The sequence below is a fragment of the Burkholderia gladioli genome, from assembly GCF_000959725.1.
GTDB classification, from domain to species: domain Bacteria; phylum Pseudomonadota; class Gammaproteobacteria; order Burkholderiales; family Burkholderiaceae; genus Burkholderia; species Burkholderia gladioli.
The window spans coordinates 1,673,077-1,692,485 of sequence record NZ_CP009322.1 but is presented as its reverse complement, the minus strand read 5'-3'; the positions used below and the strand labels follow the sequence as shown (position 1 = coordinate 1,692,485).

The following is a 19,409-nucleotide window of genomic DNA, read 5'->3' as shown; positions in this document are numbered from 1 at the left end:
ACTCACGAGCTCCTCGGTAGTCCGCGCTATACGCGCTCCGCGCGTCGTGTTCCTCTTCGGCTGGACGGCCCGGCTTCACAGCTTGGAGCGTTGAGATCGCAGCCAATACCTACGGCTCGCTATTCGTGTTCAAGTTCCTTGCGAGTGACGGACCATTGCAGCAAAAGATCACGGATCTCCGCTTCATACTGGCCAAGGTCCATGAATTCCTGAACTAGTCCCAACGCATGAATCAGTGAAGCATTTGCCGCTAGCATAGTAGACTGCAGGTCGGACTTATCTGGATGGAAAATCATCCCGACAATTTCACCTTCTTTATCTTTGTCAAAGTGCCGATGAAGCGCGCTGAGCGTGACATGCGCACCATCCCCTGACGGGAGGCGATAGGAAAGTTCGAAAAGCCGGCCAAGTCCCGCTTGGGCAGCCATTGATGCCCATTTGAGCGAAGCAGGCTTCTGCTCTTCCGGATATTCGGCCTTCACCCGCGCCACTTCGCTCTCGAACGGCGTTAGATCCGCTCCCGTTTTCGCCTGACGGTTTAATTCAATCATCGAATTCGCCATAGACAGGACGTGCTTTTCGTGGTCCTCGTTCAACTTCTCGACAGTTCCTTCAACTTTAAGCAGTCCACCGACTAGGATGACTGCCTCGCAGCAAAGACGGACGAGTGCCCGAGCCTCGGCGAGTGCCCCGCGCTCGGCGAGCAAGATCGCAGACTGGAAGGACTGCAACGCGCGGTAGAAACCGGCAAGCGCAAGGCCTTGGGATAAGGGGCGCTCACCTTCTGGAATATCGCGGATCATTCGCATCCCCATTCGGTTCATGCGGTCGGCAATCGCGAATGATTCTGGAAATTCAGCCCGGACGTTATCACGCCACGAATCCAGATCGTCGCCAAGAAAGCCTATGTCGTTGAAGCCGTTTGTCATCGCTTCCCTTTCGTTTTGTAGGGCGAGGCATGGCGCAGCAGAACACAGCTGAACTCCGGGCAGCCATAGTGGCCATTGGAATCTGTCTGAAACAGTGACCGAGCGTAGCGGTGTCGACATATTAGCCTCAGCAAAGGCCGAATTGTGCGCGTAGCTCATCCGGCGGATAACGGAGTACTGCAGCCGTTCCAACGGCAGGACTCCCTACTCGCCGAACGTCAGGTGCTGGCCGCAAGCGGCCAACGGCCGAGAGCCCGCTGTTGGTCGGGATCATACGACGGCTGCCGGGTTCGCGGGCGTGCATGCGCTGCTGGCGCCGGGCGGCTGGTGCATCGCGATCCGGCACGGCGATCTGCCCGATTCCTCGATGAGGATGCAGGGCCTGGCCGAGAGCCGCCTGGCGACGATGGCGAGCCAGGCCTATCTGGCCCGTCGCGGCGAGCCGCGCCAGCCGGCGGAGCTGGCCGGCCATGCCTGCCTGGTGTTACCGGCGGCGGCGAGGTGCATGCGTGGACCTACAGTAAGGCGAAGGGCCCGCCGCTCGTGCATCGGCCGGACGGCCCGTTTCGCGCCAACGACGGCGATTCGCGCGCTGTATCCGGCGCGGCGCAGGCGCAACGCTCGGCTGGACGTGTTCGTCGCGCATCTGGCCCAGACCCTCGCGCTCGACCTGCCGCGCGTCGGCGAGCCCTGATCACGGCCGCGCGATCAAGCCCGCGTCGCGCCCCGGATCAGAAACTCGTCGAGATCGCGGCCCACCAGCCAGCGCGGCCGCTTGCCCCGGCCCGACCAGGTCTGCCCGGTGGCCGGGTTGTAGTATTTGGGCCGCACCTTCTTGCGGCGCGCCTTGAGGAACCCACCGGCGCGCAGCAGTTCGAGTTCGCTGATGTCGAATTCCCTGACGTCGTTCGCGATCTGTTCGAGCCGGGCGCGTTTCTCGCGCAGCTTGGCCTCCTGTACCTGCCGATTGAGTTGGCCGAGCTGCCGCTGCAACTGGAGGATCGTCGGGTTGTTCATGTGGCGTAGGATGAGCGAGAGGTTGCCGGGCGCCGGTCGGGTGGAATCAGGTCAGCGTCAACTCCGTTTGGGCCCCCGGAGCGACGGGACAGGGCGTTTCCTGCTGGGCGGCCAGGTGCACGTCCTGAAGAACCGCGAAGCATTCGGTCATCACGCGCGCGCGCGCGCGCCGGTTCAGCACCTCGTGATCCATCTCCACCAGCACCCGCGCCAGCAGCTGCGGAAAGCGTTCGAGCCGCTGGCGGCCGATGCCGAAGTGCATATAGAACTCGTCGAGCGCGTGATCCTGCGGGCTGAACAGCAGGCGCACCCGCACCCCGGCCGTATCGATGCGCCGAAACATCCGCTGCACCTGGTGGCTGGCATTGGTCGAGCACAGCATGTCGTTCGACCACATCGCCACCACCCGCTGCACGCGCGCCGTGCCGTGGCGCCAGAGCGTGCGCGCCACCGGTACCAGGCTCAGCTCGCCGCGCAGCACCTTGCTCCATTTGTCGGCGCGCACCATCGAGCGCAGGTTGGCGCGCGGCGAGCCGCGCGGCAGCAGCGCGGCCTGCTGGATGGTGCAGCCCTCCGGCAGCAGGAAGCTGGACGGATTGACGAGCACCAGCCCGCGCACGGCCAGCGTGTCGCGCGCTGCCATCAGCGCCGTGTAGGCCCCCGCGCAGATGCCGAAGATCACCACCTGGCGATGGCCGCGCGCCACCAGCCAATCCACCCAGCGCGACAGGTCCGAGGCCATCGAATCGTAGGTGAGCTGGCCGGGCACGCTGAGCGCGGTGGCGCCGGTGCTGTCGCCGATCCCGTCGGCATCCACGCGCAGCGACGCATAGCCGTGATAGGCCATCTCGCGCGCCAGCTCCACGCCGAAGCGGCCGTCGCCGGCATGATGGGTGGCCGCGGTATTGGCGATCAGCAGGGCCGGCCTGCCGGCGTCGCGCGGCGCCACGGGCTCGCACAGGATGCCGGTGAGGCGCCCGTCGTCGGCCTTCACCGGTCGCTCGACGGCGCCGGGCACCGGAATGCCGGGATGCGCGGCGCCGTCGTCGGCGCCGGGCGCCGTGCCGATCGCGATGCGGGCCTGCGCGGACAGCCAATCGGCGGCCAGGTTCAGCATCGCCACCGGCGATTCGGTCAGCCAGGCGGGGCAGAGCGCCTGCAGGTAATTCGGGAATTCGATCGATTCCACCGCCACGCCCTGCGCCGCGAAATGCTCGGCCAGGGCCAGGCTGCCGTCGTGCTGCCCGCTGTGCGCGATCAGCACGCGAGCGGCCGACGATCGCGGCTCGCGGCACAGGTCGAACTCGCCGAGTCGATCGAGCCCCTCGGCGCTGAAGCGATGCCCGAAGATCTCGCGCACGTCGTGCGCCGCCACCTCGTCGCCGTCGTCGATACCGGCCTTGCGCTTCCAGGTCTGGTGCAGCAGGTTCATTTCGCGCAGGAACAGGCGTACCGACACCACCGGCGCGAACATCGCGATCGATTCCACCTCGGCCTGCCGCGCGGCCAGCGCGGCCACGGTCGCGCCAAGCCGGAAGCCGGCCAGCGACACGCGCTCGATCTGCGCGGCGCGCTTCAGCCAGCCCACCGCCTCCACCACCTCGGCCACCCAGTCCTCGGGGCGCACCCAGCCGCCGGTGTCGCTCGAATCGCCGGTGCCCAGATAATCGAAGCGCAGCACCGAGATGCCGCGCAGGGCCAGGCAGTCGGCGAACTGGCGCATCGCCTGGTGCAGCCACATCGCCTCGTGGCCGAAGGGATTGCAAAGGACGACCCCGTAGTCGCCGCGGGCAGCGTGCAGCCACCCGGCATGTCCGTTGAAAACGACAGGTTCCATTTTGGTGTGCGGTCTCTTATGGATGAATCTCTCTGGCCACTGACGGAAGCGCTTCGATTCGCACGGGGTGCCCCCTCCACGATCGAATGCGCTCCTTGCCCCCAAGCCCGAATGCTTCGTTACGCGGTGCATCGGCTGAATCCAGCATGCAATGTGGGCATGCCTGCGTTCGGTGCGCTTGCACACTTTGATCGGCGGGCCGAGGCGGGCTGTTGTCGGCACGCACGCGGCACCGTCGAAACGGCCGCAATCGCGTCGCGCGGGCGCGAGTGTTGGGCACCGAACGGTGCCGCGCCGGCCATGCTCTTACGTTGAGTCACCCCGTTCGCGCCCACCCGTTCGCGCGCCCGCATTGCGGGCCTCGCCCGGGATGGCGCGTATCCCCCGTGAGACTGGAGCCCATCGATGAGCACACCCGACGCATTCGAATCCACGCAGGCCGCGAGCGCGGCCGAGGCCGCCGAGCTGCCGATCCGCCATGTGATCCTGGCCGGCGGCTCGGGCACGCGGCTTTGGCCGCTGTCGCGCGAGCATTACCCGAAGCAGTTGCTCAGGCTGCTCGGTGACGATTCGCTGCTGATGGCCACCGCGCGGCGCCTGGACGGCATGCAGCAGGCCTGGCCGCTGGCCGAGGAGCTGGTGCTGGTGTGCGGCGAGAACCATCGCTTCATCAGCGCCGAGCAACTGGGCGCGTGCGGCAAGCCCGCGCGCATCGTGCTGGAGCCGTGCGCGCGCAACACGGCGCCGGCGCTGACCTTCGCGGCGCTGGTGAGTGCCGAAGGCGAGGGCGACGCGATCATGGTGGTGATGCCGGCAGACCACGCGGTACCCGACATCGCGGCGTTCCAGGCCGCGGTGCTGCGCGCCGCGCGCCACGCGGCCAACGGCGCGATCGCCACCATCGGCGTGGTGCCGCGCCGCGTCGAGCCTGGCTATGGCTATATCCGCATGGGCGCGCCGCTCGGCCAGGACGGCGCCTTCGCGATCGACCGCTTCGTGGAGAAGCCGCGCCGCGAACTGGCCGAGCAATACGTGCATTCGGGCGAGTATCTGTGGAACAGCGGCGTGTTCGTGCTGCGCGCCTCGGTGTGGCTGGCGGCGATCGCCACCACCCGCCCCGATATCCTCGCGGCATGTCGGGCGGCCCTGCGCAACGGCGCCGACGATCCGGTGTTCGTGCGCCCGGCCCGGCAGGAATTCAGCGTGTGTCCCGACGACTCGATCGACTATGCGGTGATGGAACGGCTGGCCGAATGCGCCGAGATTCCCGGCGTGGTGGTGCCGATGGATGCGCCGTGGTCGGACGTGGGCTCGTGGGATGCGATCTGGGAGATCCTGCCGCGCGATGCGGCCGGCAACGTGGCCCAGGGCCGGGTGATGTTCGAGGGCACCGCGAACACCTTCGCGCATTCGCAGGGGCGCCTGATCGCCTGCGTGGGGCTCAACGATATGGTGGTGGTGGAGACGGCCGACGCGATCCTGGTGGCCGATCGCAACAACGCCCAGCAGATCAAGGCGGTGGTGTCGCGGCTGCGCGCCGAGCGCGGGCCCGAGGCCGACAACCATCGCAAGGTGCATCGGCCCTGGGGGCATTACGATTCGATCGATTCGGGCGAGCGCTTCCAGGTCAAGCGCATCGTGGTGAAGCCGGGCGAAAAGCTTTCATTGCAGATGCATCATCACCGTGCCGAGCACTGGGTGGTGGTGAAGGGCACGGCGCAGGTCACACGCGGCGAGGACAGCTTCCTGCTGTCGGAAAACGAATCCACCTATATCCCGCTCGGTACCGTGCATCGCCTTGGGAACCCCGGCAAGACGCCGCTGGAGATCATCGAGGTGCAGTCGGGCACCTATCTGGGCGAGGACGATATCGTGCGCTTCGAGGACAACTACGGCCGGCTGGTGTGAGCGTTGGCGAGCCCGGGCTTCCGGGCTCGCGGCCTTCGGGCCTTTCGGCCTGGCGGGCGCCACCGCGTTACAGCCCGTAGCTGTTCATCAGCCGATACAGGGTGGCGCGCGACACGCCGAGTTCGGTGGCCACCTCCAGGTGCCGGCGCCGATGGCGCAGCAGCGCCGCCTCGATCAGGCTCTTCTCGGCGCGTTCGCGCGCCTCGGCCAACGTGATGGGATGCTGCTGCGCCGAGAACCGGTCGAGGCCGAGATCGGCAGCCGAGATCAGCCGGCTTTCCGCCATCACGATCGCGCGGCGGATGCGGTTGATCAGCTCGCGCACATTGCCCGGCCACGGATAGCCATACATCGCTGAGATCGCACAGGCGGTGAATCCGCGGATCTTGCGGGCGCCATCGCTATGGAATTTCTGCAGCACATGATTGGCGAGCAGCTCGATATCGCGGCCGCGCGCGCGCAACGGCGGCTCCTCGATATGCAGCACGCACAAGCGATGGAACAGATCCTCGCGGAACTGGCCGTTGCGGATCGCCGCTTCCAGGTCCACATGGGTGGCCGATACCACGCGCACGTCCACCGGAATCGACTCGTGGCCGCCGAGCCGCTCGATCCGGCCTTCCTGGAGAAAGCGCAGCAGGCTCGCCTGGCTTTCCAGCGGCATGTCGCCGATCTCGTCGAGAAACAGCGTGCCGCCGTGCGCGGCCTCCACCCGGCCCACGCGCTGCTTGTTGGCGCCGGTGAAGGCGCCGCGCTCATAGCCGAACAGTTCGGACTGCAGCAGATGATGGGGAATCGCCCCGCAATTGATCGCGATGAACGGCGCCTTGCGCCGCGACGACTGCTTGTGGATGGCGATCGCCGTCAGCTCCTTGCCGGTGCCCGATTCGCCCGACACGAACACCGACGCATCGGTATTGGCTACCTTGCGGATGGTGCGGAACAGCTGCTTCATCGGCTCGCAGGTGCCCACCATCGCATAGCCCACACCGTTGGCCGCGCCGGCCTCGGCGGCCGGCTCGCTCTCGCCGAGGCTCACCATGCCGTAGGCGTGGCTGACCAGGTAACCGATCATCGTGCGAGTGAGCGGGCGCTTCACGTAGTCGAAGCAGCACTGGTGGATCAGCTTGCGCACCTCGGGCTCGGCCAGGCGCGCGGGATCGACGAGGGCGATCCAGCCGATCTGCTTGTGGCGCAAGAGCGGTTCCAGCGCGGCGAGGTCGCGGGTCTTGAAGCTGTCCACGTCGATGATGCCGGCGTGCGCGGCGGCGGGGTTTTCCAGCTTGCGCGCGTCGTTCGCGGAGCTGGCGCACAGCACCTCCCACTGTTGTTCCCGGAGGTAGGCCACCAGGGTCGCGTCGGGAAGGCGCGACAGGTAGATGCACGGGCGCGCGGGCTGGGCCTGCACCTGCTCGCTCGATCGCGTGCTGGCTTCCGGCGGGGCCGAAGTCCGGAAAATCGGGGAAACAACATAGTGTGGTTCTTGCATATCGCCCTCGTTGAGTAACCGCGCCTGAGGTGTGTCAGGCGGCAGGGATACAGGCCGATGATGAGGTTCGGCCCGCCGGGCATGACCCGTCCGCAGCCGACACATCCATTTTTGAATGCTTGCTGAACGCTTTCGTTGCTACTCCGTTCGCTCGGCGCTCGTCGCGGCTTCCTCGTCGGCCTGCGTCCGTGCCTGCGCCAGCAGCGTGTCCCGATACAGCCTACGCCAGCGGGACAACTGGCTTGGATTCACACCGTGCCCTCCGCCACCGCCTTCAAGGAGGTGACGGATCGAAACTCTCGCGCGCGATTGCCCACTTGCGCTCCTTCGTCCAGCGTCGACGACGCTTCGCCGCTTCATTCATCGGTTCGACCAGGCCTCGATCAGGAGAACTGGGGATCACAGTGATTGCACGGCCCGACCGCTTCAGTTCGATACCGCACGCGGCGCATGGCCGTGGCGCGCGCATCGAGCGATATGGATCGATGCAGGGTGCGCAGCGGTGCCAGGCACCCTGCGCGACGCTGCATCGTTCCTTGGTCGGAATGCCGTCGGCCCGCCCCGGACGACACCGGGGCCGACGGCGTGGCGCATGCGATTCTGACCAAGGCAGGAATCCGGCGAGATTCGACGGAATTCGGCTTGCCGATCGTGGCGCTTTGATTGCCTTTGGTATGATCTATACTAAGTCAGAAATCTGACTTGCCATGCCATCGGCGACCGTGGCTATTGTTTGCCGAAATCAATGCCGGTCAATTTTCAATGTAAGAATATTTAGCAATTACATCGGTCGGGAATCCATTGATTTTCAATATAAAACATAACATACAATCTTTTTGCTTGGCTTGCGTGTCTGTGTATTTCCATTTGTCTCGACTTGTATCGTCGATGCGATGCGCGAGTGCAGGCGATTATAACTTTCTAATTGGTAGTTTATTGAATATCGCCTCGATTACTCGAGAAACGCGCGGCAAATCGCGGCAGCTCGCCGTGGTCGGCCAGCTTCGATCGGCGCATCGCCTTGTCCGGCAAGCGTTTCGCGCTCGGCAGCGAACCGACAGGATGGCTGCCGCGTGTCACGAACACTCGCTCGCTCGACACGCGACGGCATCGAGCGCGGGATTTTTGATTCAAATTCAAGAAGATTCGTATTACGTAAAACGTTTGCGCATTTTTTTAATTATCCGATTTGCATCGTATTCCCGGCGAGATCCGAATTTTCAAAAAAAACCTCAGTGCTCATTTGAAAAGGAAGGCGTCTGTAATATTTGTAAAGCGTCACAATGCACGCGCGGCGCATTCGAATCGAACCGGTAATTTATTCCCGATCGCATCTCGACGGCGCGAATCGAATTGATTCGAGCAGATAGAAAACCAAGGTGCCTTTCAATCGATTTCGAATCGGCGTCATTCGCCGTTTTTACCGGCTTGTGATTTGTCCCATTGCAAAAGCTGTACGGCGTTGCGATCGATCGAGGCCGACACTGGCGCCACCTTGCCGTGATACATGACGACGGCGGCCAGCGCGGCGGCCGCGAAGGGCGCGGGATCGGGCAGCGCGAAGCCGCGCGGGCGGGCGAACGCGAGATGGCCGCAGGTCAGCATGGCCACCCAGGCGCCCGACAGAAGGCCGCTGATCACCTCGGCCGTGGAGTGATAGCCGAGCAGCACGCGCGAGCCGCCGATCACGGCGGCGAAGGCGAGGCCGGCCAGGCCGGGCCCCGGCCGATGCTCGCGCCGGCCGCGGTTGTCGCAGAGCACGAGCGCGGTGGGATACACGGCCGCGGCCAGCATCGCATGCCCGCTGACCACGGTGAAGTGCAGCGCGGCTAGCTCCACGCCCCACACGATATGCGCGATCCGGCTCGCGGCGACCAGCGCCGCGCTCAGCGCGATGCCGCACGACCAGATGCAGGCGGCGCGCAGCGCGCGGGCCGCCGCCAGCCACAGCGCGATCAGCGCGGCTAGCGGCACGGTGAGATAGGGGTCGCCGAAATTCGTCAGATAGCTGAGCCAGTGCACGGGTCGGGTCCATTCGGTGGGGTGGGCAAGGTGGCGGCGGCACGCGCAGGCTGTGGCACACTGGCGGCGCGGGTGCGCCGGCACCCGGTTTCGTCTCGCCTCCGCCACCTCATTGCCTCGACGCCATGCGCTACATGATCGTCATCGCCGTACTGGAAATCGTCGCGATCGTGGTGGTCATGGCGCTGTGCATCGCGGCCCGGCGCGCCGACACGCGCACCGAACGCATGCTGACGCGCGAGGAGATCGAGGCGCGTCGCCGCCCGGCCGATGCGCAGCGACGCCGGCCGGCGAGCGCTGCGGCACGTTGGCTGCGCCGCCTGTTCGACGACGGCCGGCGGCGCTAGCGCGCGGCTCAACCCGTGTCCCGCACGGCGAGCAGATAGCGCGGCAGCGGCCCGAGTATCCATTCGAACGGCTGGCTGGTGACCGTCACCGGGCTTTCCACGCCTTGCCAGTCGCGCTGGATATAGCGGCCCGGCCGTAGCCGGATCGACGCCACGCCCGGCGCCGTGCCCACCGTCCAGCCCGCCAGCACCGCGTCGTCGCCGCTACCGTATCGATAGACCTTGATCTCGCCGCTGTCCACCGGCGCGTCGTGCCAGGGCCGCTGGCCGAGCGTCGCGCTCAGCACCGCGGCGGCCAGGAAGGCCGGCTTCGGCGACATGTCGTGATGCAGCAGCCCGAAGTTGTGCTCGATATTGTTCGGGTCGGTGCCGTCGTCCATCAGGTCGTACCAGAACAGCACGCGCACGGCATTGGCGCGCCGCGACAGCAGATAGCTGCGCACCAGGTTGCCAGCCTGGCTCGCCTCGTCCTGCCCAGGCACCTTCGGGTTCACCGGCCAGCCGAACTCGGTCACCCACACCTGGAGCGGGCGGCCGTCGCGGCGCGGATGCCGCGCGGCCACCGATTGCAGATACGGCCAGGTGGTGGGGATGCTAACCGTGTCGATCGGGCCGCCCTTCGCCGGATAGCCGTATTCGGGCGTGTTGGGCGACATATAGGGATGCACGCTGAAGCCGTCCTGGGCCTCCAGGCCGCCGGCCTCGATCAGCTCGATCGGGCAGTCGCCGCCCGGCCCGCCGCCGGTGCCGCCGCCGCCGCAGGCCAGCACCGTGGCGCCGGGGCTCAGCGCCTTGATGGCCGCGTACGAGGCCTTCAGCAGCGCCAGATAGTTGGCATAGCCGATCTGTTCGAAGGACGGCTCGTTCCACAGCTCCCAGTGATGAACCAGGTCGCCGTAGCGCTTCACCACGCCGCTCACATAGCGGACGAACAGCGCGCGCGCCTCGGGCGTCTGCGGGAAGGCCGACGCGCCGAACAGCTTCGGATAGGCGCCGGCGTTGCCGTAATCGAGCACCACCAGCGGCGAGATGCCGAGCCGCACGGCCTGCCTGAGATAGGCGTCGTAGGCCGGGGGAAAGCGGAAACGGCCGGGCGTCTTCTCGATCTCCTGCCAGTAGAGTTCGTCGCGTATCCACGAGAAGCCGGCCTGGCGCACCAGCGGCAGCAGCACCGAGGGCGCGCCCTGGGCCTGCGCGAAATGCGTCACCACGCCGAAATCGGGCAGGCCGACGCCCGGGCGCGGCGCCGCCATCGCGAAGCTGGTGCTGGCCCGGCCGAGCCGCGCGCCCGAGCGCCCGCTCAGCTCGGCATCGGCGCGATAGAAGCCGGGCCGCGTCACGCTGACGGGCACGCTCGCGAGCGCCTGCGTGCGGCCCGCGCCGATCGCTCGATAGACGGTGGCGATCGGGGTGGGCGCGGGCCGGCCGGTGTCGTCGAAGGCAAACACCTCCACCGACAGCGTGGCGCCCTGCGCGTCGGCCACGCTGGCCTCGTAACGCAGCACGATCGGCTCGCCGGGCACGCCGTGCAGGCCGCCCGTGGCATCGACGCCGCGCAACTGCGCCCGGCAGACGAGCGGCCACAGCAGCGCCAGCAGGCACGCCAGCAGCGGGAAAAACGGCTGCGGCACGAGCCGGCCGCGCCGTCGCGCCATGGCGTGGCCGGCGTATCGGCGCACGCTCATCGCAGCCAGTGCTCGGCGGCGGTCACGGGCCCCGGTGCGGGCCTGGGCCGCGTCACCATGCGGGGCTGGAGCGCCAGGCGCTCGGCGCGCCGGCGCTGGTCGGCGAGATAGGAGACGAAGCCGGGCCAGTAGGCCACCAGATAGGCGATCGGCACGAACGAGGTGACGGTGGTCATGCCCACGGTGGCGGTGATCAGCAGGCACAGCAGCAGCACGAAGCCGTCGCTGGCCGTGAACGCTAACACGGCGAGCACCACCAGCGCGCCGAGCAGCCCGAGGTCGGCCAGCAGGCCCGGAATGCTGGTGAAGGTCACGTCGCTGATGAAATACAGCTGGCGATTGATGGCCACATAGGGCAGATAGCCGTATTCGTCGTTCAACTGGCGGGCGGTGACGCCGCGAACCAGGTCGGCGAACTGCGCATCGAGCAGGAACGGATAGCCGGCGAAGCGGTGCGCGAAGGTTTCGGAGCCGAAGAAATCGTGCTGGGCCATATACACCGCGATCGCCATTGTCACCACGAAGAAGCCGAGCAGCGAGACGAGCGGGTGGATCGCCCGCAACTGCCGCCGCATGCCGTACATGGCGGCGAAGATCAGCAGCACGAACGAGGCCTTCGACAGGCTGATGAACAGACCGATGCAGTAGAGCCCAAGCATCCAGCGGTTGCGCCGTCCCTGGAACAGATAGAGCACGAACGAGGCCGACAGCAGCGTGGCAAAGAAGCCGGCCTCGCGCGAGAAGCCGCTGACGCGCGCGAAATAGAGGATCTCGTAGTAATTGGTATTGGTCTGGGTGGCGGCGTCGCCCCACAGCATCTTCGACACCGCGTCGGGCCCGAGCTGCACCGACAGGCCGTAATCGGCGTAATACAGCACGAACTGGGCGGTGCCGAACAGCACGTTGACGGCCATCCACGGATGCAGGTAATCGATCCGTTTGGCGATCGTATACATCAGATAGCCGACGCAGACGGCCACCGACACGACCTTGGCCGCCACCATCGGATGGCTGAGCAGGCACACGAGAACGGCGATGCCCATCGGCACCGCCCAGCGCCGCGAGGTGGTGAGCAAAAACGCGCCGAAGTCCGGATCGAGGAACGGCAGCAGCGTATAGAGGTAGATGGTGATGCCCGACACCTGCGGGTTGAAGATCACGCAGGTGAAGAACAGATAGAACAGCATCGAAATCGCTCTGGCGTACATCGGCATCTCCGGCGGGGCGAAACGGGGTGAGGGGGGAGCGGGCGCGCTCATGCGTCGTCGCGCGCGGCATCGAGGCCCGGGCCCGGCGCACGGGCCGCCACGCCCGGCCGCGCGCGCGCATCGGCGCGGCTCAGCGCATGGCCGGCGCGAATGCCGGCCGTCTCCACCAGCCGATAGCTGGCCCAGGCGAGCGCGAGCGCCGGCGGCACGGTCAGCGCCATGTACAGGCCGAGCGGGCCGCCGGTGAGGTCGTGCATCCGGCAGAACCAGTAAATAAAATAGAGCGGCACGCCGTGCAGCAGATACACCGAATAGCTGATCTCGCCGAGCCGCGCGAAGCCGCGCGCATGGATGCGCAGCACCGTGGCGAGCAGCGCGAAGGCGGCCAGGCCGAACAGATAGCCGAGCGAGGTCGACACATGCGCGTAGTCGCGATGGAGCAGATCCACGCCGGCCATCAGCACGGCGAGGCCGGCCACCACCGCGCTCACGGCCAGCACCGCCGTGCGGTTCGAGATCGACACGCGGCCGAGGCTCACGCGCGCATACGGATCGTCATATGCCTTGCGAAAGCACGCGCCCCAGAACATGATCGCCAGGTGATAGGGCAGGCCCTTGTATTGGCCGAGCGCGTCGGCCGGCAGCAGCTTCAGGGCCGATACCGCCACGAAGGCCGCGCACAGGCCGAGGCAGGCCAGGCACAGCGCGCGCATCCGGTGCAGGCCGCCCAACGTGTGCAGCGCGAGGCACAGCGCGTAGAAATACAGCTCTGTTTCGAGCGTCCAGTAATGGGCCATCACCGGCTCGCGGCCGAACGCGGTGGGGATCATCGTGAGGTTGGCCGCCAGGCCGGCCATCGGCATCTGCCTGCCGAACAGCGCCCAATAGGCGAAATAGCCGATCGGCAGCGACAGCCAGAAGGCCGGATAGAGCCGGAACACGCGCCGGATCACGAAGCGGCGCGCAGCTCCCGGCGTTCCCGCGCGCAAGCTGGTCGGAATCAGCATGCCGCTGATGCAGAAGAAGATCACCACGCCGATCCGGCCGAAATCGAAGCGGCGCTGCACGGCGTCGAGCGCGAACTGCGAGCCGGCGAGATGCGCATACAGCTCGGCGTAATGCGTCCACATCACGAGCAGCACGGCCACCGCGCGCATGGCGTCGACATGATCGAGACGATGGGAAGCGGCGGTGCTGGCCATGAGGTTCCGGTTCGAAGCGAGGCGAGGACGGGTGCCGCACGGCCTTGCGGCACGGCCGGCGTCTCGATGCAGCCCGCCCATGCTCGCGGCATCGCGGCAATCGTTCGGTTCGGCATCGCACCTTGCCGGCGGCCGGCGCCTGTGTGCGCGATCGCACGGTGCGCGCGGCGCGCGGCGCGAGACCCTGCGGGCTGACACGCGTCGCCGCGAACCCGCACGGAGAGCCCCGCCCGATGAGCCAGACGATCAAGGAAACCCATGTGCGCGCCGCGCCCCCGAACGGCCCCCCGGCCTCGCCCGGGCCCGGCGGCGGCGATGCCGCGGCGAGGCCGGGCCGCGGCGCGGGCGCCGATTTCGCGATCAACGGGAAATTCGCGTCGCAGCGCATGACCGGCGTGCAAAGGGTGGGCTACGAACTTGCGCTCGCGTTCGCGCGGCTCTATCCAGCCGGCGCCGGGCCGGCCCTGCTGCTGCCGGCCAATGCGCGCGAGGCGCCGCCGTTTCCGGGTGCCACGCCGCGCGCGCGGCGCTTGAAGGGCGCCGTGTGGGAGCAACTGGGCCTGCCGTTCGCGCTCGACGGGCGCACCCTGCTGAGCCTGTGCAATATCGGCCCGCTGTTCGCGCGCCGGCAGGTGCTGATGGTGCACGACGTGGCCGTCTACGACCTGCCCGACAATTATTCGTGGAAATACCGACTCTGGTATCGGCTCGCCTATGCCGTGCTGACGCGCACGGCCCGCCATATCGTGACCGTCTCCGAATTCTCGAAGCAGCGCATCGTGGCGCGCCTGGGCATCGCGGCATCGCGGATCTCGGTGGTGCCGAACGGCGTCGACCATTTCGGCCGCGTCGAGTCGGACATGCGGGTGCTGTCGCGGCTGAACCTGCGCCACGACAACTATGTGCTGATCGTCGGCAGCCTGTCGGTGGGCAAGAACCTGGCACGCGTGATGGCGGCGATCGAGCAGCTCGACGGCGGCCACGACTGGCAGTTCGTGGTGGTGGGCGGCTGCGACCTGCGGGTGTTCAACGCGAAGGCGAAATCGCGCTACGAGGCGAGCCACACCCTCTCGCCGCATGTGGTGCCGGCCGGCTTCGTGTCCGACGGCGAACTGAAGGCGCTCTACGAGCACGCGGCCTGCTTCCTGTTTCCGTCGCTCTACGAGGGCTTCGGCCTGCCGCCGCTGGAGGCGATGCTGTGCGGCTGCCCGGTGATCGCGTCGCGCGAGGCGGCCTTGCCCGAGGTGTGCGGCGACGCGGCCATGTATTGCGAGGCGCGCTCGGTGGACGACATCGCCGAAAAACTCACCGTCATGATGACCGACCCGGCGCTGCGGGACGCATTGCGCGCGAGCGGACGGGCGCGGGCCCGGCGGTTTCGCTGGGAGGTGTCGGCGCGGCGGCTGCGCGAGGTGCTCGATGAGCTGGAGCGCCCGGGTCGGCCGTTCTAGCCGGGCACAAGCCGGGCACAAGCCGTGCAGCCGATCTCGTCCAGTTCCTCGATCACCTCGGCCGGCGTCTTGAACCAGGGCGCGCCGCTGTATTGCGGGTGGATGTTCATGCCGTAGAACAGGCGCTACGGATCGATCAGGCGTTTCATGGGCCACTCCTCGAGGTGGGCGACGGCCGCGCCACTCAACCGGCGATCGGCTTCGCGCGGGACGCCTCCCGCCGCGTGGACGATCCGCGCGGCTTGAGATGCAGAAAGCGTTTTTCCACGCCATGCCAGGACAGCGCCGCCAGCAGCACAGTGGGCGGAATCGAGAGCGCGGCGTTCAGCAGCGGATGGCGATCTGTGTGGAAGCACAACGCCACGGTCTGCTGCACCGGAAACGCGTAGATATAGACGCCGTACGAGAAATCGCCGAAGCGCCCGGCCCAGCCGAGGCAAGCCGGCTTGGCCTGCGCCAGCGAGAGGATCGCGTAGGGCAGCACCAGATAGAGGCTCAGCTCGTAGGCGGCGCCGTTGCCGGGCACCAGCATCGGCAGGGGCAGGGCGAGCAGCGCGGCCTGCACGTTGAACAGGCGCGCCGGCGCGGCGATGCGCCAGGCCGCGCCGATCAGGAAATAGGGCGCCACGTTGAGCGCGTCGAGCAGGGCGCGGCCGTGCCCGGCCAGTTCGAGCCGCTCGATGCGCAGCAGCACGAGGCTCGCCGCGCACAGGGCCAGGCAGCCGGCCAGGATGCGCAGCTTCTGGCCGGCGCCGCGCAGCACCAGCAGCGGCGTGACCAGATACATGCCGAATTCGATCGGCAGGGTCCACAGCGAGCCGTTCACCGCGTCAGGATAGGGCAGCGTGTGGAACACGCCGGGCAGCAGCGAGGCGGAGCGCAGCACGATGTTCTGCAGATAGCGCGGCAGCAGCGGCGAACGCAGGTAATCGCCGAGCGGCAGCGTGCTGACCAGCGGGCCGAGCACGAAGGTGCTCAACAGCACGGCCACCGCGAGGCCGGGGAAGATGCGCAGCATGCGCCGCTGCAGATAGCGGCTAGGCGACGGGTCGCGCCGCCAGCTTTCGATCACGAGGTAGCCGCTGATCGCGAAGAACACCTTCACGGCCAGGGTGGCCACCTCGTTGCCGAACATCGGCGGCAGTTCGCTGCCCGTCAGTGGATACGCATGCCCGTACAGCACGACGAGCGCGGCGATCAGGCGGATCGCATCGAAATTGTCGAGCGCACGGGCGTGGGCGGCGGCGGGCGCCTCCATGCTCAGCGGCCGGTGGCGGGAGCGGCCACGGCCACCGCTTCCACTCGGGCGCGGTCGGTCTCGCCGGCCTCGTGCGCGGGCGGCGCCCCCTTGGCCCGCTGCAGCTCGGCCACCGCCGCGGCCAGCGAGTCGATGCTGGCGAACAGCTCGTAGGTGAGCATCGAATCCGGCACGCTGATGTCGAATTCACGCTCCATTTCGAGCAGGATCTGCACCGAACTCAGCGAGGTCAGGCCCACCGCGTAAAGGTCGGTGCGGTCGGTCAGCATCTCGATCGGTACGTCGAGGCATTTGAGGTCGGCAATCAAGGTGCGCAATGTGTTCTTCATGGCAAGTCTCCGTGGTGTGGCAAGGCGGCGGTGGTTTTTCGGGCGGTGCCCGGACAGCTTGGAAATCGGTCTCCGGCTCAGGCGGCCTCGCCCCACAACACGGCGCGCACCGAGGGCGGCCATGCCGCGGTGTCGAAGCCGTGATGGCGGAACAGGCCCAGCGACAGGCGCTCCAGCCCGAAGCCGCAGCAGCCGGTGTGGGCGATCTCGCCGCTCGCGGTGTGGATCTTCCACAGCTCGCTGAAGCGGTCGGTGTGGTAATTGAAGCTGCCGCAGGCGGTGAGCTTGCCCGGGTTGATGCCGGCCACCAGCAGCTCGTACTTGAGCGCGTTCCGGCGCTGGCTGTCGGCCATCACCTTGCCGATGCGGCCGAAGAACGGATCGTTGGCCAGGTCGATCGACACCGGCAGGCCGAGCGCGGCCATCGCTTCCTGGGCATAGGCCATCAGATCCTCGCGGAAGGCCTGCACCTGCTCGGGCGTGCCCAGGCACACGAATTCGCGCTGGCGGAACATCAGCATGCGCTCCGGGTCTTTCGACGGCTCGTGCCGGCAGCAATACGAGAAGATGTCCACCACCCGGCCGCCGGCCGGCAGCGGGCCGCGTGCGGCCATCACCGGATACAGCGGATAGCAGGCCACCGGCGTGACGGCCAGCCGGGTGGGCTTCAGATCCTCGGTCCAGTCCTCTTGTTTGTCGAGGCACTTGAGCAGGCGATGGTGGCCCAGCTCGTCGCCGCTGAAGCAGAACACGCTGCCGATCTGATCGGGAAAGTGCTTCCAGTAGCCGGCTTCCTCCAGGATCTGGCGGTTCATGGCCGGCGGAAAGCGGATCACCTCCACGTCCTTGCCCTGGCCCCATCGGCCGATCAGCTGGTTGACGCGCTCGACCACGTCCTCGAAGGCTGCGCTGCGGCCATACAGGCCGTCCACTCCGGTGGAGATCAGCAGCCCGGCATCGAGCAGCTCGGTGAGAAAGGGGGTGTCGTCGTGTTGCAAAGCCTGGTGTTGCTGATCCGGCGCTTCGGACAGACCGGCGAGGTTGGACATCGCGAACTCCTTGGTAAAGGGGAAATACATCATCGGGCCCGGCGGAACATCGCGTGACGGCCACGGCTCGGATGCCTTCGCGTTCGTCACACGATTTGCTCTACTATTGAACCGGCCGGCTCGGCCGATCGGTGCGACAGCACACGCAGCGTCGAATCATCCGATCTTCAGCGCGGCGGGCGCCGCCTGCGCATCGGCCTGAAGATCGGCTTCGCGATCGGCTTCGCGATCGGCTTCCTGATCGGCGCGCTGCAGCTGGGTGAGCGCCGTGCGAATCGCACGGATGGCGCCGACCTGCTCGCGGCCCTCGGTGGCGTCGACGATCGCCGTGAGCAGGCCACGACGAAATTCCGCCTTCGAAAAGCGCTCGGCATTGAGACGGCAGCTCACCGGCGAGAAGCGGCCGAGGTTGGCCTCGAAGCGCGCCACCGCCTCCTGGATCGCCTCCACCGTCTGCGTCGCGAAGAACAGGCCGGTGGGGTGGGGCTGCGTTTCGTCGATCACCGTCTCGCACGCGCCGCCCTTGCCGAACGCGATCACCGGCGTGCCGCAGGCCTGCGCCTCCACCACCGAGATGCCGAAATCCTCCTCGGCGGCGAACACGAAGGCGCGCGCGCGTTGCAGATGATCCTTCAGCACGGCGAACGGCTGGTGCCCGAGGATCGTCACATTGGGGCCGGCCCGGGCGCGCACCTTGTCCATGTCCGGGCCGTCGCCGATCACGACCAGGCGCCGCTCCGGCATGCCGGCGAACGCCGCCACGATCAGGTCCATGCGCTTGTACGGCACCATCCGCGAGACGGTCACGTAGAACGCCTCCTTGCGCGCGCACGGCTCGAACGCCTCGACGTCCACCGGCGGATGCACCACCACCGATTCGCGTCGATAGGCGCGCTCGACGCGGCGCCCGATGAAGCGCGAATTCACCACGAAGCGGTCCACGCCATTGGCGCTGCGCACGTCCCAGATCCGCAGGTAATGGAGCACCGCGCGCGCCAGCAGCGAGCGCGGTCCCTTGGCCAGCCCGCTCTCGTTCAGGTATTGATGCTGGAGATCCCACGCATAGCGGATCGGCGAGTGCACATAGCTCACATGCAGCTGGTCGGGGCCCAGCAGCACGCCCTTGGCCACCGCGTGCGAACTCGACACCACCAGGTCGTAGCCGGACAGGTCGAATTGCTCGATGGCGAGCGGGAACAGCGGAAGGTAGCCGCGATAGCGGCGCTTCGCGAACGGCAGCTTCTGGATGAACGAGGTGGAAACCCGCCGGCTGTCCAGGAACGCGTGCCCGGGCATGAAGTTGACGAGACTGAAGATGTCCGCATCCGGAAAGCATTCGGCGATCTGTTCCAGCACCTTCTCGGAGCCGCCGTACGTGACCAGCCAGTCGTGAACCAGTGCGACCCTCATCCCGCCACCTCCGTATCGAATCGTTGCGCGCCGGCCCGGCGCGGTGCGGCCGGCGCCGACAGGTGAGGCGATGCTATGCAGCGCATGGGGCGGGTTCGGTTCGGATTCGCACAAAGCTCGTGCCGCACGCAAGATCCTCGTGCACATGGCACGGTAATGAAAATAAAACGCCGCGCTTCGCCCGGATTGGCGCGTATCAGTTATGACGCGTTTCGAAACGAATCCCGCCGGCCGCCGAATCGTGTTTTTCGCGAATCCGCCGGGTACG

At 67.1% G+C, this 19,409-nt stretch carries 16 protein-coding genes; 4 read left to right on the top strand and 12 right to left on the bottom strand.

Going from position 1 to position 19,409, the window contains the following annotated elements; genetic code table 11:
• Positions 1-119: 119 nt before the first annotated feature.
• Positions 120-1,121: a DUF5677 domain-containing protein gene (locus tag BM43_RS07700; RefSeq protein WP_126241299.1), complete on the bottom strand. Its 1,002-nt coding sequence runs from the start codon at positions 1,119-1,121 to the stop codon at positions 120-122.
• A 106-nt stretch (positions 1,122-1,227) separates the two neighbouring features.
• On the opposite strand from BM43_RS07700, the gene BM43_RS07695 reads away from it, so the two are divergent.
• Complete coding sequence (locus BM43_RS07695; RefSeq protein ID WP_036055998.1) at positions 1,228-1,623, top strand: LysR substrate-binding domain-containing protein; 396 nt, start codon at positions 1,228-1,230, stop codon at positions 1,621-1,623.
• A 14-nt stretch (positions 1,624-1,637) separates the two neighbouring features.
• On the opposite strand, the gene BM43_RS07690 is transcribed toward BM43_RS07695, so the two are convergent.
• Positions 1,638-1,946 (bottom strand): H-NS histone family protein, encoded by a 309-nt coding sequence (locus tag BM43_RS07690; protein ID WP_013697548.1) that lies wholly within the window; start codon positions 1,944-1,946, stop codon positions 1,638-1,640.
• 46 nt (positions 1,947-1,992) lie between these two features.
• Positions 1,993-3,783, bottom strand: a complete 1,791-nt coding sequence (locus BM43_RS07685) for a serine aminopeptidase domain-containing protein (RefSeq protein WP_036055999.1) — start codon at positions 3,781-3,783, stop codon at positions 1,993-1,995.
• A gap of 405 nt (positions 3,784-4,188) precedes the next feature.
• On the opposite strand from BM43_RS07685, the gene BM43_RS07680 reads away from it, so the two are divergent.
• Positions 4,189-5,691 (top strand): mannose-1-phosphate guanylyltransferase/mannose-6-phosphate isomerase, encoded by a 1,503-nt coding sequence (locus BM43_RS07680; RefSeq protein WP_036056001.1) that lies wholly within the window; start codon positions 4,189-4,191, stop codon positions 5,689-5,691.
• 67 nt (positions 5,692-5,758) lie between these two features.
• On the opposite strand, the gene BM43_RS07675 is transcribed toward BM43_RS07680, so the two are convergent.
• Positions 5,759-7,180, bottom strand: coding sequence for a sigma-54 dependent transcriptional regulator (locus tag BM43_RS07675; RefSeq protein WP_036056004.1), 1,422 nt, complete (start codon positions 7,178-7,180; stop codon positions 5,759-5,761).
• A 1,407-nt stretch (positions 7,181-8,587) separates the two neighbouring features.
• Positions 8,588-9,202: a phosphatase PAP2 family protein gene (locus tag BM43_RS07670; protein WP_036056006.1), complete on the bottom strand. Its 615-nt coding sequence runs from the start codon at positions 9,200-9,202 to the stop codon at positions 8,588-8,590.
• Between the two features lie 125 nt (positions 9,203-9,327).
• Here BM43_RS07670 and BM43_RS07665 point away from each other — a divergent pair, with 125 nt between their 5' ends.
• Positions 9,328-9,549, top strand: coding sequence for a hypothetical protein (locus BM43_RS07665; protein WP_036056007.1), 222 nt, complete (start codon positions 9,328-9,330; stop codon positions 9,547-9,549).
• Positions 9,550-9,557: 8 nt separating this feature from the next.
• On the opposite strand, the gene BM43_RS07660 is transcribed toward BM43_RS07665, so the two are convergent.
• From BM43_RS07660 to BM43_RS07650, 3 genes are read right to left on the bottom strand one after another with little or no spacing between them, the layout of a single operon-like run.
• Positions 9,558-11,234, bottom strand: coding sequence for a glycoside hydrolase 5 family protein (locus BM43_RS07660; protein WP_036056008.1), 1,677 nt, complete (start codon positions 11,232-11,234; stop codon positions 9,558-9,560).
• On the bottom strand, positions 11,231-12,442 hold the full coding sequence (locus tag BM43_RS07655) for a hypothetical protein (protein ID WP_036056010.1): 1,212 nt from the start codon (positions 12,440-12,442) through the stop codon (positions 11,231-11,233). The genes BM43_RS07660 and BM43_RS07655 overlap by 4 nt, the downstream gene beginning before the upstream one ends.
• Positions 12,443-12,489: 47 nt before the next feature.
• The gene (locus BM43_RS07650; RefSeq protein ID WP_036056012.1) at positions 12,490-13,644 is read right to left on the bottom strand and encodes an acyltransferase family protein; all 1,155 of its coding nucleotides are present in this window, start codon (positions 13,642-13,644) and stop codon (positions 12,490-12,492) included.
• A 233-nt stretch (positions 13,645-13,877) separates the two neighbouring features.
• On the opposite strand from BM43_RS07650, the gene BM43_RS07645 reads away from it, so the two are divergent.
• Positions 13,878-15,095 carry a glycosyltransferase family 4 protein gene (locus BM43_RS07645; RefSeq protein WP_036056013.1) on the top strand — a complete coding sequence of 406 codons (1,218 nt, stop codon included), beginning with the start codon at positions 13,878-13,880 and terminating at the stop codon, positions 15,093-15,095.
• Positions 15,096-15,279: 184 nt separating this feature from the next.
• On the opposite strand, the gene BM43_RS07640 is transcribed toward BM43_RS07645, so the two are convergent.
• From BM43_RS07640 to BM43_RS07625, 4 genes are all read right to left on the bottom strand, one after another.
• Positions 15,280-16,353: an acyltransferase family protein gene (locus BM43_RS07640; protein WP_036056014.1), complete on the bottom strand. Its 1,074-nt coding sequence runs from the start codon at positions 16,351-16,353 to the stop codon at positions 15,280-15,282.
• 2 nt (positions 16,354-16,355) lie between these two features.
• Positions 16,356-16,682: an acyl carrier protein gene (locus tag BM43_RS07635; protein WP_036056016.1), complete on the bottom strand. Its 327-nt coding sequence runs from the start codon at positions 16,680-16,682 to the stop codon at positions 16,356-16,358.
• A gap of 77 nt (positions 16,683-16,759) precedes the next feature.
• Positions 16,760-17,731: an amino acid--[acyl-carrier-protein] ligase gene (locus BM43_RS07630; RefSeq protein ID WP_080742141.1), complete on the bottom strand. Its 972-nt coding sequence runs from the start codon at positions 17,729-17,731 to the stop codon at positions 16,760-16,762.
• 156 nt (positions 17,732-17,887) lie between these two features.
• Complete coding sequence (locus tag BM43_RS07625) at positions 17,888-19,141, bottom strand: glycosyltransferase family 4 protein (protein WP_036056017.1); 1,254 nt, start codon at positions 19,139-19,141, stop codon at positions 17,888-17,890.
• Between the last annotated feature and the right edge of the window lie 268 nt (positions 19,142-19,409).

What these genes read in the sequence shown, in the direction of transcription:
- BM43_RS07690 (WP_013697548.1), bottom strand. Translation starts at nt 1,946, where the DNA reads ATGAACAACCCGACGATCCTCCAGTTGCAGCGGCAGCTCGGCCAACTC.
- BM43_RS07680 (WP_036056001.1), top strand. Translation starts at nt 4,189, where the DNA reads ATGAGCACACCCGACGCATTCGAATCCACGCAGGCCGCGAGCGCGGCC.
- BM43_RS07685 (WP_036055999.1), bottom strand. Translation starts at nt 3,783, where the DNA reads ATGGAACCTGTCGTTTTCAACGGACATGCCGGGTGGCTGCACGCTGCC.
- BM43_RS07655 (WP_036056010.1), bottom strand. Translation starts at nt 12,442, where the DNA reads ATGTACGCCAGAGCGATTTCGATGCTGTTCTATCTGTTCTTCACCTGC.
- BM43_RS07625 (WP_036056017.1), bottom strand. Translation starts at nt 19,141, where the DNA reads ATGAGGGTCGCACTGGTTCACGACTGGCTGGTCACGTACGGCGGCTCC.
- BM43_RS07660 (WP_036056008.1), bottom strand. Translation starts at nt 11,234, where the DNA reads ATGAGCGTGCGCCGATACGCCGGCCACGCCATGGCGCGACGGCGCGGC.
- BM43_RS07675 (WP_036056004.1), bottom strand. Translation starts at nt 7,180, where the DNA reads ATGCAAGAACCACACTATGTTGTTTCCCCGATTTTCCGGACTTCGGCC.
- BM43_RS07630 (WP_080742141.1), bottom strand. Translation starts at nt 17,731, where the DNA reads ATGTCCAACCTCGCCGGTCTGTCCGAAGCGCCGGATCAGCAACACCAG.
- BM43_RS07665 (WP_036056007.1), top strand. Translation starts at nt 9,328, where the DNA reads ATGCGCTACATGATCGTCATCGCCGTACTGGAAATCGTCGCGATCGTG.
- BM43_RS07640 (WP_036056014.1), bottom strand. Translation starts at nt 16,353, where the DNA reads ATGGAGGCGCCCGCCGCCGCCCACGCCCGTGCGCTCGACAATTTCGAT.
- BM43_RS07650 (WP_036056012.1), bottom strand. Translation starts at nt 13,644, where the DNA reads ATGGCCAGCACCGCCGCTTCCCATCGTCTCGATCATGTCGACGCCATG.
- BM43_RS07635 (WP_036056016.1), bottom strand. Translation starts at nt 16,682, where the DNA reads ATGAAGAACACATTGCGCACCTTGATTGCCGACCTCAAATGCCTCGAC.
- BM43_RS07645 (WP_036056013.1), top strand. Translation starts at nt 13,878, where the DNA reads ATGAGCCAGACGATCAAGGAAACCCATGTGCGCGCCGCGCCCCCGAAC.